The 15,162-nt window shown below is 64.5% G+C and carries 12 protein-coding genes; 8 read left to right on the top strand and 4 right to left on the bottom strand.

All coding sequences use genetic code 11. The annotated features are described in order from the left end of the window. The first annotated feature begins 866 nt into the window (after nt 1-866). The 8 genes from DYQ94_RS13125 (at nt 867) to DYQ94_RS13090 (ending at nt 10,357) form a co-directional block, all read left to right on the top strand. Nucleotides 867-1,652, top strand: a complete 786-nt coding sequence (locus DYQ94_RS13125) for a flagellar brake protein (protein WP_024937698.1) — start codon at nt 867-869, stop codon at nt 1,650-1,652. A 131-nt stretch (nt 1,653-1,783) separates the two neighbouring features. Then, nucleotides 1,784-2,269: a chemotaxis protein CheW gene (locus tag DYQ94_RS13120; protein ID WP_016904902.1), complete on the top strand. Its 486-nt coding sequence runs from the start codon at nt 1,784-1,786 to the stop codon at nt 2,267-2,269. A gap of 249 nt (nt 2,270-2,518) precedes the next feature. Beyond that, nucleotides 2,519-2,824, top strand: coding sequence for a hypothetical protein (locus DYQ94_RS13115; protein ID WP_372358778.1), 306 nt, complete (start codon nt 2,519-2,521; stop codon nt 2,822-2,824). Nucleotides 2,825-2,909: 85 nt separating this feature from the next. After that, nucleotides 2,910-5,279 carry a methyl-accepting chemotaxis protein gene (locus DYQ94_RS13110; RefSeq protein WP_046342488.1) on the top strand — a complete coding sequence of 790 codons (2,370 nt, stop codon included), beginning with the start codon at nt 2,910-2,912 and terminating at the stop codon, nt 5,277-5,279. Nucleotides 5,280-5,487: 208 nt separating this feature from the next. After that, on the top strand, nt 5,488-6,357 hold the full coding sequence (locus DYQ94_RS13105) for a CheR family methyltransferase (RefSeq protein WP_046342487.1): 870 nt from the start codon (nt 5,488-5,490) through the stop codon (nt 6,355-6,357). Continuing rightward, the gene (gene cheD, locus DYQ94_RS13100) at nt 6,354-6,950 is read left to right on the top strand and encodes a chemoreceptor glutamine deamidase CheD (RefSeq protein ID WP_024937701.1); all 597 of its coding nucleotides are present in this window, start codon (nt 6,354-6,356) and stop codon (nt 6,948-6,950) included. The genes DYQ94_RS13105 and cheD overlap by 4 nt, the downstream gene beginning before the upstream one ends. Beyond that, nucleotides 6,947-8,023 (top strand): protein-glutamate methylesterase/protein-glutamine glutaminase, encoded by a 1,077-nt coding sequence (locus DYQ94_RS13095; protein WP_104541965.1) that lies wholly within the window; start codon nt 6,947-6,949, stop codon nt 8,021-8,023. The genes cheD and DYQ94_RS13095 overlap by 4 nt, the downstream gene beginning before the upstream one ends. A 6-nt stretch (nt 8,024-8,029) precedes the next feature. Further along, the gene (locus tag DYQ94_RS13090; RefSeq protein WP_226427790.1) at nt 8,030-10,357 is read left to right on the top strand and encodes an EAL domain-containing protein; all 2,328 of its coding nucleotides are present in this window, start codon (nt 8,030-8,032) and stop codon (nt 10,355-10,357) included. Nucleotides 10,358-10,696: 339 nt separating this feature from the next. Here the strand turns inward: DYQ94_RS13090 and DYQ94_RS13085 are convergent, their stop codons facing one another. From DYQ94_RS13085 to DYQ94_RS13070, 4 genes are all read right to left on the bottom strand, one after another. Then, entirely contained in the window at nt 10,697-11,578 is an 882-nt protein-coding gene (locus DYQ94_RS13085; RefSeq protein WP_237474928.1) for an alpha/beta fold hydrolase, read from the bottom strand. Nucleotides 11,579-11,775: 197 nt separating this feature from the next. Then, nucleotides 11,776-14,367: a bifunctional aconitate hydratase 2/2-methylisocitrate dehydratase gene (gene acnB, locus DYQ94_RS13080; protein ID WP_024937705.1), complete on the bottom strand. Its 2,592-nt coding sequence runs from the start codon at nt 14,365-14,367 to the stop codon at nt 11,776-11,778. A 48-nt stretch (nt 14,368-14,415) separates the two neighbouring features. Continuing rightward, nucleotides 14,416-14,826, bottom strand: coding sequence for a type II toxin-antitoxin system VapC family toxin (locus tag DYQ94_RS13075; RefSeq protein WP_046342478.1), 411 nt, complete (start codon nt 14,824-14,826; stop codon nt 14,416-14,418). Beyond that, nucleotides 14,823-15,071, bottom strand: a complete 249-nt coding sequence (locus DYQ94_RS13070; protein ID WP_016903180.1) for an AbrB/MazE/SpoVT family DNA-binding domain-containing protein — start codon at nt 15,069-15,071, stop codon at nt 14,823-14,825. The genes DYQ94_RS13075 and DYQ94_RS13070 overlap by 4 nt, the downstream gene beginning before the upstream one ends. Between the last annotated feature and the right edge of the window lie 91 nt (nt 15,072-15,162).

Here is a 15,162-nt window from a genome sequence, read left to right as displayed (position 1 = left end):
AAACTCCGTGACTCCGTAAGCGAAGACTGCGTCGCGTCATTTAGGCGCGATCCTGATTGAATCAAAAGCTCAGTGAGTCGAGTGCGCGGTGCCCTCACCGTTCGCGGGACACGCCGTGGATCCGTCCATGGAGGCGCCTTGGCGGCATCCATGCCGCCAAGGGTCCCGCAACCGGCGAGGACACCGCGCCAGACAGCTAGTCGGCTGCTTTCTTGAAAGCGTATTGTTCGGCTTGCGAATGGAAAATGGTCAGAGGTTGATCGAACGCTTAGTGATCCGACCAGCACATGTCATGCATCGCTTCCCCTATGCATACCGACCATCTCAACTGGTCCTTGCCCGCTCACCGTCGCGGGACCTTACGCGGCATGGATGCCGCGTAAGAGCCTACAGGGACGTACTTGCGGCGTGTCCTGCGATTGTGGGCGGGCAAGGGCCCTGCAGCCAGGCCGCAGATCACCCGCTCTGCGACTTATATATTTGCACTCCCCAAGTCCATCGAAACACGGCAACTAAAAAAGAGGCCTGGAACCGTGCACACCGACCATCTCCACTGGTCCCTGTCCGCCCACCGTCGCGGGACCTTGCGCGGCATGGATGCCGCGCCAGCGCCTAGATGGATGTACTTGCAGCGTGTTCTGCGATGGCGGGCGGGCAAGGGCCCTGCAGCCAAGCGGCAGCACCACGCGCTCTACACTTGATCCATGTGCACTATTCAGCCGCTGGGAACACAACGCCCAAAGCAACCAAGGCTTCACGCAATAGTTTTTGTCAGCCGCTCTTAAAGATTTCGCTTTGCCGCCGATATCAAGGCGACGCCGGGACAACCGTTCCGGCGGTTTCCCGCATCTACTGTGCCTGTGCCCATGTCCCAAGGCGATACCTCAGAGCTGGACCACGACGCCGACCACCTCGCCGAAGGTGACGAGCGCTATCTGCTGCGCAACAAACGGCAGATCCGTGGCCTGCTACGTCAGTTGCTCGACCAGCGCGCCATCGTGACCATGCATGTGGCCGGGCGCGACATGGCCGTGCCCACCGCCGTGCTCGAGGTGGACGAGGACGACGACTGCGTGATTCTGGACGGCAGCCATAACGAAGCCTCCAACCGCGCCATCCAGGACGCCAAGTACCTGCTGTGCTACGCACAACTGGAACGGGTCAATATCCGCTTCCGCCTGGAAACGCCCGAGCGGCTGGAGCGCGACATCCACGTCGCCTTCCGCGCCGAGCTGCCCGAGGCGATGTATCACCTGCAGCGTCGCGAGTCGTACCGGCTGGAAACGCCGATCACCGACTCGCCCATCTGCATCATTCGCCAGGACGAGGCACAGGGCGGCAATCTCAACCTGCAGCTGCGCGTGATCGATATCAGCAGCGGCGGCCTGGCGGTCTCGCTCACCGATGGCATGCCTCTGCTCGAACCGCAGCGCACCTACCGCAATTGCACGCTGCAACTGCCCGACACCGCGCCGATCACCCTGCCGCTGACGGTGTGCAGCCAGTACAAGCAGACCCTGCCCAACGGCAGCGAAGGTTTCCGCGTCGGCATGCAGTTCAGCGACCTGCCACGCGGTGCCGACGAGACCATCCAGCGCTATATCTTCCGGGTCGACCGCCAGCGCAATGCGCGCAAGAGCGGCGTGTTCTGAACCCACCCGCACCAGCTGCGGCGCACGGCTAAAGTTGCCCTGCGCTGCGCCGATGTTGCTAGGGCAATCCTCATCCGCATGCTTTTCCTATAGCTGCAATCCGACACTCAGCCGCAACGCCCGGAGTTTCCATGAACGACAAAAGCACGACCACCGGCACCGGTGGTGAATTCCTCAGCTTCGCCCTGGGCGAAGAACACTACGGCGTGGACATCCTGAAGGTGCAGGAAATCCGCGGCTACGATTCGGTCACCCGCCTGCCCGACGCACCGGACTACATCAAGGGTGTGATCAACCTGCGCGGCACCATCGTGCCGGTGATCGACCTGCGCCTGAAGCTGCGCCTGAAAGAAGCGCGCTACGACGCCTTCACCGTGATGATCGTGCTCAACGTCGAAGACCGCGTGGTCGGCATCGTGGTGGACAGCGTCTCGGACGTGATTCCGCTCAACGACGACCAGATCCGCCCCACCCCCGAATTCGGCGCCTCGGTCGACACCCGCTTCATCTCGGGCATCGGTACCCAGGACGATCGCATGCTGATCCTGCTGGATATCGAGACCCTGCTGGACAGCACCGAGCTCGGTCAGCAGCAACTGGCCGAAGAAGCGGCCTGATTCAGACCATCTGGTGTCGGGAGCTTCCCGACACGAGACGCACAACGAAGTTGAAGTGAGATGGAAATCACGTTTTTCGGATTCAAGTTGAACGGCGGCTAGCCGATAGCTGAATAGAAGCCCGCGTACACAAACGGGTCACCGTTCGACTTTTGATTCTGGAGAATCCCTATGAAGTTCCTGCTCTCGCTCCTCCCCGTCGCTGCTCTCGTGATTGTTGCTCCCACGCTGTCGGCTCAGTCGCAGGAAATGATTCCGCCGGAAATGGCGACCCGTTTCGTCGGCAAGGACGGCATGGTGTGCGGCAAGGTCGAAAAGGCCAAGTACGCCCAGAGCTCGGAAGGTGAACCCACCTTCCTGTACATGGGCGGCATGTTCCCGCGTCACACCTTCTCGGCCCGCATCGACGGCGCCAACCGCGGCAAGTTCAGCTTTGCCCCGGAAAGCCTGGAAGGCAAGGACGTCTGTGTGCTCGGCAAGATCCAGCGTGACAGCTCGCGTGCCGAAATCGAAGTCAGCTCGCCGGCCAGCCTGAAGCTGGCCACCATCAAGTAATCGCCCCGCAGATCGCCACGCCCTCGCGCGTGGCGATCTGCCGTTTGCGGTTATGCGCACTGACTTCTATCGGGGAATCGTGTCAATGCAATGGATCAACAATCTCAAACTGATGCCCAAGCTGATGCTGGCGTTCGGCATCGTGCTGCTGATCATGCTGGTGCAGGGCATCATCGCCTATGCGGGCCTGGCGTCGCTCAATAACGTCACCCGCGACCTGGCCGGCAACACCATGTCCAGCGTGCGCGAAGCAGGCGACCTGCGCGGCATGCTCGGCGAATATCGAAATGCGGCCTACCAAAATCTGGTGCGCGCCAGCGACTCGGTCAAGCAGGAAGCCAAGGTCCGCGCCAAGCGGCTCCATGGCGAAATCGATGCCACGATCAAGGGCTATCCCCGTCTGATCGAGAGCCCGCAGCAGAAGAAGCTGTTCGACGTGTTCGTGGCCGACTGGAAGAAGGCAGCCGCGTCCTACGCCAGCGTCGACGAAATGATCGAGCTCAATCTGCCCGACGATGCCGTCGACACCTTTGTCGGCGAGACCCGCACCCTGCACAACAAGGCCAAGGATTCGCTGGCCGCATTGATCGTCGAAGACAACAAGCTGGCGCAGGCTGCCAAGAGCAAGGCCGAAAAGGTCCATGCCACCTCGGTATCGCTGACCGTGATGGTGCTGTTGATCGGCATCGCCGGTGGCCTGGGCCTGGCATTCCTGTTCGCACGCTCCATCGTCAAGAGCATGCGCGGCGCCGTGTCCACCGCCACCGAAATCGCCAGCGGCAAGCTCGATGGCCAGATCAATGTGCAGGGCCAGGACGAAGTGGGCGAACTGATGCGCTCCATGCACCGCATGCAGCGCGACCTGAAGGAACGCATCGAACGCGATCAGAAGATCGCCGACGAAAACCTGCGTATCCGCACCGCGCTGGACGAATCGTCCACCGGCACCTTCATCACCAATGCCGATCGCACCATCATCTACGCCAACGAGGCGTTCATGAAGATTGTGACGCATTACGAAGGCAGCATCCGCCTGGCATCGTCCGACTTCGATGCGAACAAGATCATCGGCCAGCACATCAGCTATCTCGGCATGCCCGAATCGACCGTGCGCAAGGCCATCGCAGCACTGGAACGCGACGGCATCACCAGCTTCGAAGAGCGCTATGGCGAGTTCGTGGTGACCCAGACCGTCACCTCGATCAAGAACGAGCACGGCGAAAGCACCGGCGAGGTCTGCGAGTGGCGCGACCGCACCATCGAAGTCCAGGTCGAAGAAGAAGTCGCCCGCATCGTGCGTGCCGCCGCCAGCGGCGACATGAGCGGCCGGGTGGAAACCGACGGCAAGCAGGGCTTCTTCCTGCAGCTGGCCCAGCAGCTCAACGGCCTGCTGGATGCCAATGCCGGCAGCCTGGAGCAGATCTCGGCATTGCTGTCGGCGCTGTCGCGCGGTGACCTGACCGTGCGCATGCATGGCGAATTCAGCGGCGTGTTCGCGCAGATGCGCGACGATGCCAATGCCACCGCCGAGCAGCTGGCCGACATCGTCGGGCGCATCAAGGTCTCGTCCACAGCGATCAACTCGGCGGCCGGCGAGATCGCCTCCGGCAACAGCGATCTGTCGCATCGTACCGAGCAGCAGGCCGCCAATCTGGAAGAAACCGCCGCCTCGATGGAGGAGCTCACCTCCACCGTCCGGCAGAACGCCGAAAGCGCCCGCCAGGCCAACCAGCTGGCCATCGGCGCCACCGGCGTGGCCTCGCAGGGCGGCGAGGTGGTCTCGCAGGTGGTCACCACCATGTCGGGCATCGAAGCCTCGTCCAAGAAGATCGCCGACATCATCTCGGTGATCGACGGCATCGCGTTCCAGACCAACATCCTGGCCCTGAACGCGGCGGTGGAAGCCGCCCGTGCCGGCGAACAGGGTCGCGGCTTTGCCGTGGTCGCCTCGGAAGTGCGTACGCTGGCACAGCGCTCGGCCGGTGCCGCCAAGGAGATCAAGGGCTTGATCGACGACTCCGTGCACAAGGTGGCCGAGGGCTCGGCCCTGGTACGCAAGGCCGGTGCGACCATGGCCGAGATCGTGGCCAGCGTGCAGCGCGTGACCGACATCATGGGCGAGATCTCCGCCGCCTCGCAGGAACAGTCGACCGGCATCGAGCAGGTCAACCAGACCATCACCCAGATGGACGAGACCACCCAGCAGAACGCCGCCCTGGTGGAAGAAGCCACTGCGGCCGCACGCTCGATGGAAGAACAGGCCGGCCACCTGGCCGAAGCGGTGTCGGTGTTCAAGCTGGACGAGCCGGCCGCCCCGGCCGCGCGCGTACGCCCGGTCGCCTCGCGCCCGGTCGCGGTGAAGTCCGCAGCCAAGGCGGCGACGCGTGAAGCCACCCCATCGCGCCCGGCCAAGCCGCAGGCCGCGCTGGCCGACGGTAACTGGCAGGAGTTCTAAGCCGCTGCTGTCTCCCCACAAAGCCCCGGCACTGCCGGGGCTTTGTGTATCTGCCCCCGGCGCAGCGCGCACTGCCCTGTCGCCGGCTGCGATCGCACCGCCCGCGCAGCGCCGTGCACCGCCAGCGGACCCGGCTGTCTGCAATGCACGATTGGTGCTTCAGTTGCATGACCACATGGCCGATATCCAGTCATAGCTAACGACGCGTATGGATATGACGACCACCTCGACTCCCGCTTCAGACACACGCGAATTTGATTTTGGCGACCGCGATTTCAAGCGCGTCTGCGACCTGATCTATCAGCGTGTCGGCATCGCCCTGGCTCCGGCCAAGCGCGACATGGTGTATGGCCGGTTGTCGCGTCGCCTTCGCGTGCTCGGCCTGCGCTCCTTCCGCGACTACCTGGACCAGCTGGAAGCAGGCAACGACGAGGAGGAATGGCAGGCGTTCACCAACGCGCTGACCACCAACCTGACCTCGTTCTTCCGCGAGCCACACCACTTCGACAAGCTGCGCGAAGAACTGCAAAAGCGCGCCTCGCAGGCGCCGTTGAAGATCTGGTCGTGCGCGGCCTCCACCGGCGAAGAGCCCTACTCCATCGCCATCACCGCCTGCGAAGCCTTCGGCACCTTGACCCCGCCGGTCAGCATCGTCGCCACCGACGTCGACACCCAGGTGCTGGAGACCGCCTCGCGCGGCGTCTACGCCATCGACCGCGTCGCCTCGCTGGACGCATCGATCAAGCGCAAGTACTTCCAGCGCGGCAGCGGCCCCAACGAAGGCAAGTGCCGGGTGATCCCGGCATTGCGCCAGCTCATCGAATACCGCCAGTTGAACCTGCTGGCACCGCGTTACGACGTGGGCGGCCCGTATGCGGCGTTGTTCTGCCGCAACGTGATGATCTACTTCGACAAACCGACCCAGCGCGGCATCCTGTCGCGGCTGGTCAGCCACATGGGCGACGACGGTCTGCTCTACACCGGGCATTCGGAGAACTACCTGCACGCGGCCGATCTGATCCAGCCGTGCGGGCGCACGCTGTATCGGCGCAGCCCGCGCGCGGGAGCGTCTGCATGAGTACCGCCGTGCAGGTCGACGATGTCATGCGCTACCGCGATTCGCGGTTCCAGACCATCACCGCCAAGCTGTTGCCCACCCAGTACCTGGTGGTCGACGACGACACCGCGTTGACGACCACCTTGGGATCGTGCGTTGCCGCCTGCCTGCGCGACCCGGTCCTGAAGATCGGCGGCATGAATCACTTCCTGTTGCCGGAAGGCCAGGTCGGCGATGGCGCACCCGCGCGTTACGGCAGTTATGCGATGGAGTTGCTGATCAACGACATGCTCAAGCGCGGCGCGCACCGCAAACGTATCGAAGCCAAGGTCTTCGGCGGCGCCAACGTGCTCAAGGGCTTCACCAGCAACCCGGTCGGCACCCGCAACGCCGAGTTCGTGCGCCAGTACCTGCAGGCCGAACACATTCCCATCATTGCCGAAGATCTGTGCGGCATCCATCCGCGCAAGGTGTGGTTCTTCCCGACGACCGGACGCGTGGTCGTGCAGCGCTTGCCGCATGCACACGAAGCCGAAGTCGCCGCCGCCGAATCGGCCGTGCGCGCCCGTCTGTCCAAAGCACCGGTTACCGGTGGAGTGGAGTTGTTCGAATGACGCTGGAAACCCCTGTGCGTGTATTGATCGTCGACGACTCGGCGGTCGTACGCCAGATGCTGACCGAAATTCTCTCGCGCGATGCCGGCATCGAGGTGATCGGCTCGGCCGCCGACCCGATCCTGGCGCGCGAAAAGATCAAACGCCTCAATCCGGACGTGATCACGCTGGATGTGGAAATGCCGCGCATGGACGGTCTGGTGTTTCTGGAAAACCTGATGCGCCTGCGCCCCACCCCGGTGGTGATGATTTCGTCGCTGACCGAGCGCGGCGCCGACACCACCTTGCAGGCCTTGTCGCTGGGTGCGGTGGATTTCGTCTCCAAGCCCAAGATCGACGTCGCACGCGGGCTGGAAGGCTACGCGGAAGAAATCGTCAGCAAGGTCAAGATGGCCTCCAAGGCCAAGGTCAGCGCGCTCAATCGTCCCAGCGCGCCCAAGGTCACCCTGGACATGCAGTCCGCACCGGTTCCCGGCAGCGCGCTGCGCTTCCGCACCACCGACCGCCTGATCGCCATCGGCGCCTCGGCCGGCGGCACCGAAGCCCTGCGCGTGGTGCTCGAACACATGCCCGCCGATGCCCCGGCGGTGGTGATGACCCAGCATCTGCCGGCCAGCTTCAGCACCGCCTTCGCCGAACGCCTCAATCGCCACTCGGCGATGTCGGTGCGCGAGGCCAGCGATGGCGAGGCGATCCTGCCGGGTCACGCCTACCTGCCGCCGGGCGGCCAGCACCTGCGCATCATCCGCGACGGTGCGCGCTGGCGCTGCCGCATCGACGACGGCCCGCCGGTCAATCGCCACAAGCCGGCGGTGGACGTGCTGTTCCGTTCCGTCGCCGCCAACGCCGGCCCGAACGCGGTCGGCGCCATCCTCACCGGCATGGGCGACGACGGTGCACGCGGCCTGCTGGAAATGTTGCAGGCCGGTGCGCCCACGCTGGTGCAGGACGAAGCCAGCAGCGTGGTGTGGGGCATGCCAGGCGCCGCCTACAAGCTCGGCGCCGCGCAGGAAGTGGTGCCGCTGAGCCGCGTTGCCGAGCGCCTGATCGCGCTGTCGGCACAGGCGCGTTGATCCGGCATGACCGTTCGTCCCCCGCATCCGGCTGAACAGGCGGCGGTTCCCGGCGTCGCGGTAACCGCATCGCTGGCGACGGCGGAGACACCGGCAGATCACGCGCCCCTTCCCAGGACGTTCAAGGTCGGCCCGATCACCGCTGGCGTGAGCAGGCCGGACGAACATCCCGATGCCACGCGCTCGCGCCTGCTGGCCGAAGCGCTGGACGGCAGCAGCAGTGCGATCCTGATCTGCGATCTGCAATCGCGCCTGCTCTACGCCAACGACGGCTTCCAGCGCATGTTCGGCTATACCGAGGCCGAACTGGTCGGCAAGCGTCCCTCGGACGTGCTGACCCGCGCGCAAAGCGACCAGGACGAGGTGGCGCGCATCCGCGACCGCGCCGATGCGTTGCAGCAGACCCAGGCCGACCTGCTGGTATACCGCAAGGACGGCACGCCGCTGTGGATTTCGCTCAACTTCAATCCGATCTACGACGCCAGGCATCTGCCGTCGCATTACGTGGCGGTGCTGACCGACATCACCGACACCAAGATGCATGAGGTGCTGCAGCACCGCGTGCTCGAGGCGCTGGTGCAGGAACGGCCGCTGATCGAGGTGATGACGCTGATCTGCACCGAGGTCGAGCGCATCGCACCGGACGTGCTGGCCACGGTCATGAGCGCGGACAACCAGGGCTGCCTGCACTCGCTGGCCGCGCCCAGCCTGCCGCCGGAATATGCCGATGCGGTCAACGGACTGAAGATCGCGCCGGGTGCAGGCGCCTGCGGTACGGCCGCCTGGCGCGGCCGCCCGGTAATGGTGGAAGACATCGCCACCGACCCGCTGTTTGCGCAATTCCGCGAACTGCTGCTGCCGATGGGTCTGCGCGCGTGCTGGAGCACACCGATCCGCTCCAACAGCGCACGCGTGCTCGGTACCTTCGCGCTGTACTACCGCAAGGCGCAGCGTGCCGATGCCTGGCACGTACGCCTCACCGATCTGTGCCAGCAGTTGTGCACACTGGCGCTGGAACGCGAACAGATCCGCCAGCGCGTGCATCAACTGGCGTTCTACGATGCGCTGACCGGCCTGCCCAACCGCATCATGTTCAGCGCACGCGCCGAGCAAGCCCTGACACAGGCCGAATACGCCGGCGAACCGGCCACGTTGATGTTCATCAACATCGACCGCTTCAAGTTGATCAACGACAGCCAGGGCCATGCCGCCGGCGATGGCCTGTTGCGCGACATCGCCTTGCGCATCGGCGAACAGCTGACCGCCACCGCCATGCTGGCGCGCCTGGCCGGCGACGAATTCGCGCTCGCGCTGCCGCAATGCAGTGCCGAGCAAGCCAGTGCCGCCGCAGAACGCGTGCTGGGCACCATCGCCAGGCCGTTGCCGGTCGGGCACATGACCGTGCATCCGTCGGCCAGTATCGGCGTGGCGATGTTTCCCGAAGATGGGCGCGACATCAACATCCTGCTGCGGCATGCCGATCTGGCCATGAACCGCGCCAAGCAGGAAGGCGGCGGGCGGTTCCGTTTCTTCAGTTCCGACATGAACCGCATGGCGCAGGAACGCGTTGCGCTGGAAGCGGAGCTGCGCCAGGCGATCGACCGCGATCAACTGCAGTTGCACTACCAACCGCAGTTGCACAGCGCCGCACCGCACGCGCTATACGGCGTGGAAGCGCTGTTGCGTTGGAATCATCCGCAGATGGGCGCCATTTCGCCGGCGCGGTTCCTGCCCGTGGCCGAAGAGCAAGGCATGATGCCGCAGCTCAACGACTGGGTGCTGCGCAGTGCCTGCCGGCAGATCGCCGATTGGCGCAAGCGTGGCGTGCCGGTGTCGCGCGTGTCGGTGAACCTGTCGGCGAGCAGCTTCGAAAGCCCGCGCATGCTCAGCGACCTGTTGCGCCTGATCGCCGACATGGGCGCGCAGCCCTCCGACCTCACGCTGGAAATGACCGAGAGCGTGATGCTCTCCGGGCAACCCGGCGTCCTGGAAAACCTGCACGCCATCCGCGAAGCCGGCATCTCGTTGTCGCTGGACGACTTCGGCACCGGCTACTCCAGCCTGAGCCACCTGCATCGCCTGCCGATCGACGAGCTCAAGCTGGACATGAGCTTCGTGCGCGACATCGAACACAGCGAAGACGCCCGCGCCCTCACCACCTCGGTGCTGCGCATCGGCGAGCATCTGCGCAAGCACGTGGTTGCCGAAGGCGTGGAAAACGAAGCCCAACGCCTGTTCCTCGCCGACCTCGGCTGCGAAGTGCTGCAGGGCTATCTGTTTTCGCGGCCATTGCCGGCGGCGGCACTGGAAGCCTGGCTGGGTGCGCAGTCTTAGAGCGGCTCACGACAACCATGTCGTGGTTTGTCAGGCTGTTCTCATAGCGTTTTTACGCACGCATCAGCAAGTCGAAGCAAATTGCCAGAAGGCAAAGCATCTGATCTGGTGGTTCTGTGCAGGGCCCTTGCCCGCCCACCCTCGCAGGACACGCCGCAGGTAAGTCCTTATAGGCGCTTACGCGGCATCCATGCCGCGTAAGGTCCCGCGACGGTGAGCGGGCAAAGACCAAGTGAGGTGGTCGGTGCTCATGGTTGCAAGCAGCGCCAACTGAGGTGGCCGGTGCTCATGCTTGCAAGCAACGCATGGTGTCGTTCTGATCGCCAGATCAGCGGCACATCATGAGAGCGATGCCTGTGCCTGACTGTTGTCTTCAAGCGCGCGCCTTTGCATCCGCGTCGAATCCGATGCCACGGTGCGCTTCAACCAACCCAGCAATTGCGCAGTGACGAAGGCCGGATTCTCCAGCGATGCGATGTGCCCAGCATCGGGAATCAGCTCGTAGTCGCACCCGATCACCTCGGCCATCAGCCACAGCTCTTCGGGCGGGCGCGGAATATCGTCTGCGCCACCGAGCAGGAAGGTGCTGGCCGGATCCAGCGCGGCCATCGCCTCCAGGCGATCCGCGCGCCCGAAGATCAGCCGGCCCAGCGGCACGATGGAGGTGCGCAACTGCTCGGCCGACAGCGCCGCCAGACGCTGCGCAAACGCAGCCGGCAGCGCGGAATTCAGATCGATGCCGGGGCGGAAAAAGATCGGCACGATCGCCTCGATCAACTCAGGCGTCACCTGCCCGGCCGCTTCGATCGCATCGAGCAGACCGAAATAACGCGTTTGCGTGGCTTGCGGCTCGGCACCCAGGAAGGTATCCATCAGCACCAGGCTGCGCACGCGCTGCGGTGCCAGCAGCGCCAGCTCGGCGCCCCACATGCCGCCGACCGACAGGCCGACCACCGCGCATTGCGGCAGTTCCAGCGCATCCAGCAGCAGCAGCATCTGCCTGGCAAGATCGCCAACCGTCTGCGTGCCCGCTGGCAGCGCTGCCGATTGCCCGTGCCCCCACAACTCGGGAACGATGACCCGATAGTGCTGCGAAAGCGCCTGGATCTGCGGCTCCCACATGGCCGCGTCCCAGAGATAACTGTGGCCAAGCAACACCGGAAACCCTTGACCGTATTGTGCGTAATGCAGCGTTTGACCAGCGATCGTGCAAGTAGGCATTGGAGATCAATCAGAGCGATGGGAGCGGCACCACTCTAGACCTGCCGACTTCAGATTTTTGTTGCAATGCGACAGACGAGTTAACTGCGATTGCCTTAACTCCCGACATTGCGCAGCCAAAACGAAGTCATCGCCCGAATAACGAAAAACGCCCGGCATCGCCGGGCGTTTTTCGAACAGGTGATCAACCAACTGGATCAGGCAGCAACGGTATCGGCCACGTCCTGATATTCCTGGATCTGATCGAAGTTCATGTAGCGGTAGATCTGATCGCCACTGGTCTTGATCACGCCCACATCGGCCATGTACTCGTCCTTGGTCGGGATACGGCCCAGACGCGAGCAGATCGCCGCCAGTTCCGCCGAACCCAGGTACACGTTGGTATTGCGGCCCAGACGATTCGGGAAGTTACGCGTGGAGGTGGAGAACACCGTGGCGCCCTCGCGTGCCTGCGCCTGGTTGCCCATGCACAGCGAGCAGCCCGGCATTTCCATGCGTGCACCGGCCGCGCCGAAGGTACCGTAATGGCCTTCCTTGGTCAGCTCGGAGGCGTCCATCTTGGTCGGCGGTGCAACCCACAGACGGGTCGGGATATCGCGCTTGCCTTCCAGCAACTTGGCAGCGGCACGGAAGTGACCGATGTTGGTCATGCACGAACCGATGAACACCTCGTCGATCGCCGCACCGGCCACGTCGGACAGCGTCTTGACGTCGTCCGGGTCGTTCGGGCACGCCACGATCGGCTCGTGGATGTCGGCCAGGTCGATCTCGATGACGGCGGCGTACTCGGCGTCGGCATCGGGCTGCAGCAGCTGCGGATCGGCCAGCCACTCTTCCATCTTCTTGATGCGGCGGCCCAGCGTGCGCGCATCGGCATAGCCTTCGGCAATCATCCAGCGCAGCAGGGTGATGTTGCTGGTCAGGTATTCGATGATCGGCGCCTTGTCCAAGTGCACGGTGCAACCGGCCGCCGAACGCTCGGCCGAGGCATCGGACAGCTCGAACGCCTGTTCCACCTTCAGGTTCGGCAGGCCTTCGATTTCCAGGATGCGGCCGGAGAAGATGTTCTTCTTGCCCTGCTTGGCCACGGTCAGCAGACCGTCCTTGATTGCGTACAGCGGGATCGCGTTGACCAGGTCACGCAGCGTCACGCCCGGCTGCATTTCACCCTTGAAGCGCACCAGCACGCTCTCGGGCATGTCCAGCGGCATCACGCCGGTGGCGGCGGCGAAGGCCACCAGGCCGGAGCCGGCCGGGAACGAGATGCCGATCGGGAAACGCGTGTGCGAGTCGCCGCCGGTACCCACGGTGTCCGGCAGCAGCATGCGGTTGAGCCAGCTGTGGATCACGCCGTCGCCCGGGCGCAGCGAAACGCCGCCACGGGTGGAGATGAACTCCGGCAGGGTGTGGTGGGTCTTCACGTCCACCGGCTTCGGGTAAGCGGCGGTGTGGCAGAACGACTGCATCACCAGGTCGGCCGAGAAGCCCAGGCACGCCAGGTCCTTCAGCTCGTCGCGGGTCATCGGGCCGGTGGTGTCCTGCGAGCCCACCGAGGTCATCTTCGGCTCGCAATAGGTACCCGGGCGCATGCCCTGGCCTTCCGGCAAGCCGCAGGCGCGGCCGACCATCTTCTGCGCGAGCGAGAAGCCCTTGCCGGTGTCCGGCGGGTCCATCGGCAGGCGGAACAGGTCCGAGGCCGGCAGGCCCAGGAACTCGCGCGCCTTGGCGGTCAGGCCGCGGCCGACGATCAGCGGAATGCGGCCACCGGCGCGCACTTCGTCGAACAGCACATCCGACTTCATCGCGAACTCGGCGATCACCTGCCCGTTCTTCAGCGCCTTGCCGTCGTACGGACGCAGCTCAACCACATCGCCGTGCTCCATCTGCGACACGTCCAGCTCGATCGGCAACGCGCCGGCGTCTTCCATCGTGTTGTAGAAGATCGGGGCGATCTTGCTGCCCAGGCACACGCCGCCGAAGCGCTTGTTCGGAATGAACGGAATGTCCTCGCCGGTCCACCACAGCACCGAGTTGGTCGCCGACTTGCGCGAGGAACCGGTACCGACCACATCGCCCACGTAGGCGACCAGATGGCCCTTGTCCTTGAGATCGGCGATGGCCTGGATCGGGCCGCGCTTGCCGTCTTCTTCCGGCTCGAAGGCCGCGCCGTCGCGCTTGTTCTTCAGCATCGCCAGCGCGTGCAGCGGGATGTCCGGGCGCGTGGTCGCATCCGGGGCCGGCGACAGGTCGTCGGTGTTGGTCTCGCCCGGCACCTTGAACACGGTGACGGTCATGCTCTGCGGCACTTCCGGCTTGCTGGTGAACCACTCGGCGTCGGCCCAGCTCTGCAGCACGGCCTTGGCATGCGCGTTACCGGCTTCGGCCTTTTCCTGCACGTCGTGGAAGGCGTCGAACACCAGCAAGGTGTGCTTGAGCGCTTCGGCGGCGGTGGCGCCCAGCTCGGCGTTGTCGAGCAGGTCGATCAGCGGCTGGATGTTGTAGCCACCCAGCATGGTGCCGAGCAGCTCGGTCGCACGGGTGGGGCTGATCAGCGCGGTCTTCTCGGTGCCGAAGGCCACCGCGGCCAGGTACGAAGCCTTGACCTTGGCGGCATCGTCGACGCCGGCCGGCACGCGCTGGCTGAGCAGCTCGACCAGGAACTCTTCTTCACCCGCCGGCGGAGCCTTCAGCAGCTCGATGACCTCGGCGGTCTGCTGCGCGGTCAGCGGCAGCGGCGGGATACCGAGCGCGGCGCGCTCTGCAACGTGGTGGCGGTAGGCTTCCAACATGCGGATTCTCCGAAAGACAACAGTGAATGTGTAGACGCGAAACGTGGATCAGCTTGCGGGTTTGGGAACAATGATCTTCAAACCCTTGAAGTAGTCGCGGAAAAAGCCCTCGTCGCGGGTGATCAACCCGTCGCACTGGAGCAGCGCGTGGGCGCCGATCAGGAAATCGGCCACCACCCGCTCGCGTTTGCCGCCGCGCGCGCGGAAGCGCTTGTTCATATGGCCGGCGCGTACCGCCGCCGCTTCCTGGGTGGCTTCGTAACGCACCCCGATCGAGGCCAGGGTTTCCATCAGGTCGACCTGGGTATCGAGCATGGCCAGCACCTCGGCCACCACCGCATCGCAGACCACCACCTCGTCGCGCGCCAGCGCATCGCCGATGCAGATCTCCGACACCTCGCCGTAGACCGCATCGCCGACCAGGATGTCCAGCAGCACCGAGGAATCCAGAGCGATCATGGGTCGAACGGATCCCCGGGGGCGCGGCCGCGGATGGCGCGCATCGCCTCGTCGGTGCTGGTCAGCCCGTCGACCAGCTTGAACTTGCCGCGCACCTTGCGCAGCGCCTCGCTGACGTCCTTGCGCAGGATGATGCGCCCGCCGTCGAGCTCGATCTTGAGCGTGGTGCCCTTGGTCAGGCCCAGGGCATCGCGCACGGCCTTGGGCAGCGTGATCTGTCCGCGTTCGGCAACTGTGGCTTCCATGGAGGTGACCCCGGCAGAAAGTATGCGCCGATTTTACATACTTGACTTGTCGTACTCAAGGCCACATACCCTGTCCTGCAACCGAACGTAC

It is taken from the genome of Xanthomonas sp. LMG 8993, from assembly GCF_009835065.2.
Lineage (GTDB): Bacteria > Pseudomonadota > Gammaproteobacteria > Xanthomonadales > Xanthomonadaceae > Xanthomonas > Xanthomonas arboricola.
Note: the sequence above shows the minus strand (reverse complement) of the source record. Positions and strands in the feature narration are given on the sequence as shown.

What these genes read in the sequence shown, in the direction of transcription:
- DYQ94_RS13125 (WP_024937698.1), top strand. Translation starts at nt 867, where the DNA reads ATGTCCCAAGGCGATACCTCAGAGCTGGACCACGACGCCGACCACCTC.
- DYQ94_RS13120 (WP_016904902.1), top strand. Translation starts at nt 1,784, where the DNA reads ATGAACGACAAAAGCACGACCACCGGCACCGGTGGTGAATTCCTCAGC.
- DYQ94_RS13115 (WP_372358778.1), top strand. Translation starts at nt 2,519, where the DNA reads ATGATTCCGCCGGAAATGGCGACCCGTTTCGTCGGCAAGGACGGCATG.
- DYQ94_RS13110 (WP_046342488.1), top strand. Translation starts at nt 2,910, where the DNA reads ATGCAATGGATCAACAATCTCAAACTGATGCCCAAGCTGATGCTGGCG.
- DYQ94_RS13105 (WP_046342487.1), top strand. Translation starts at nt 5,488, where the DNA reads ATGGATATGACGACCACCTCGACTCCCGCTTCAGACACACGCGAATTT.
- cheD (WP_024937701.1), top strand. Translation starts at nt 6,354, where the DNA reads ATGAGTACCGCCGTGCAGGTCGACGATGTCATGCGCTACCGCGATTCG.
- DYQ94_RS13095 (WP_104541965.1), top strand. Translation starts at nt 6,947, where the DNA reads ATGACGCTGGAAACCCCTGTGCGTGTATTGATCGTCGACGACTCGGCG.
- DYQ94_RS13090 (WP_226427790.1), top strand. Translation starts at nt 8,030, where the DNA reads ATGACCGTTCGTCCCCCGCATCCGGCTGAACAGGCGGCGGTTCCCGGC.
- DYQ94_RS13085 (WP_237474928.1), bottom strand. Translation starts at nt 11,578, where the DNA reads ATGCCTACTTGCACGATCGCTGGTCAAACGCTGCATTACGCACAATAC.
- acnB (WP_024937705.1), bottom strand. Translation starts at nt 14,367, where the DNA reads ATGTTGGAAGCCTACCGCCACCACGTTGCAGAGCGCGCCGCGCTCGGT.
- DYQ94_RS13075 (WP_046342478.1), bottom strand. Translation starts at nt 14,826, where the DNA reads ATGATCGCTCTGGATTCCTCGGTGCTGCTGGACATCCTGGTCGGCGAT.
- DYQ94_RS13070 (WP_016903180.1), bottom strand. Translation starts at nt 15,071, where the DNA reads ATGGAAGCCACAGTTGCCGAACGCGGACAGATCACGCTGCCCAAGGCC.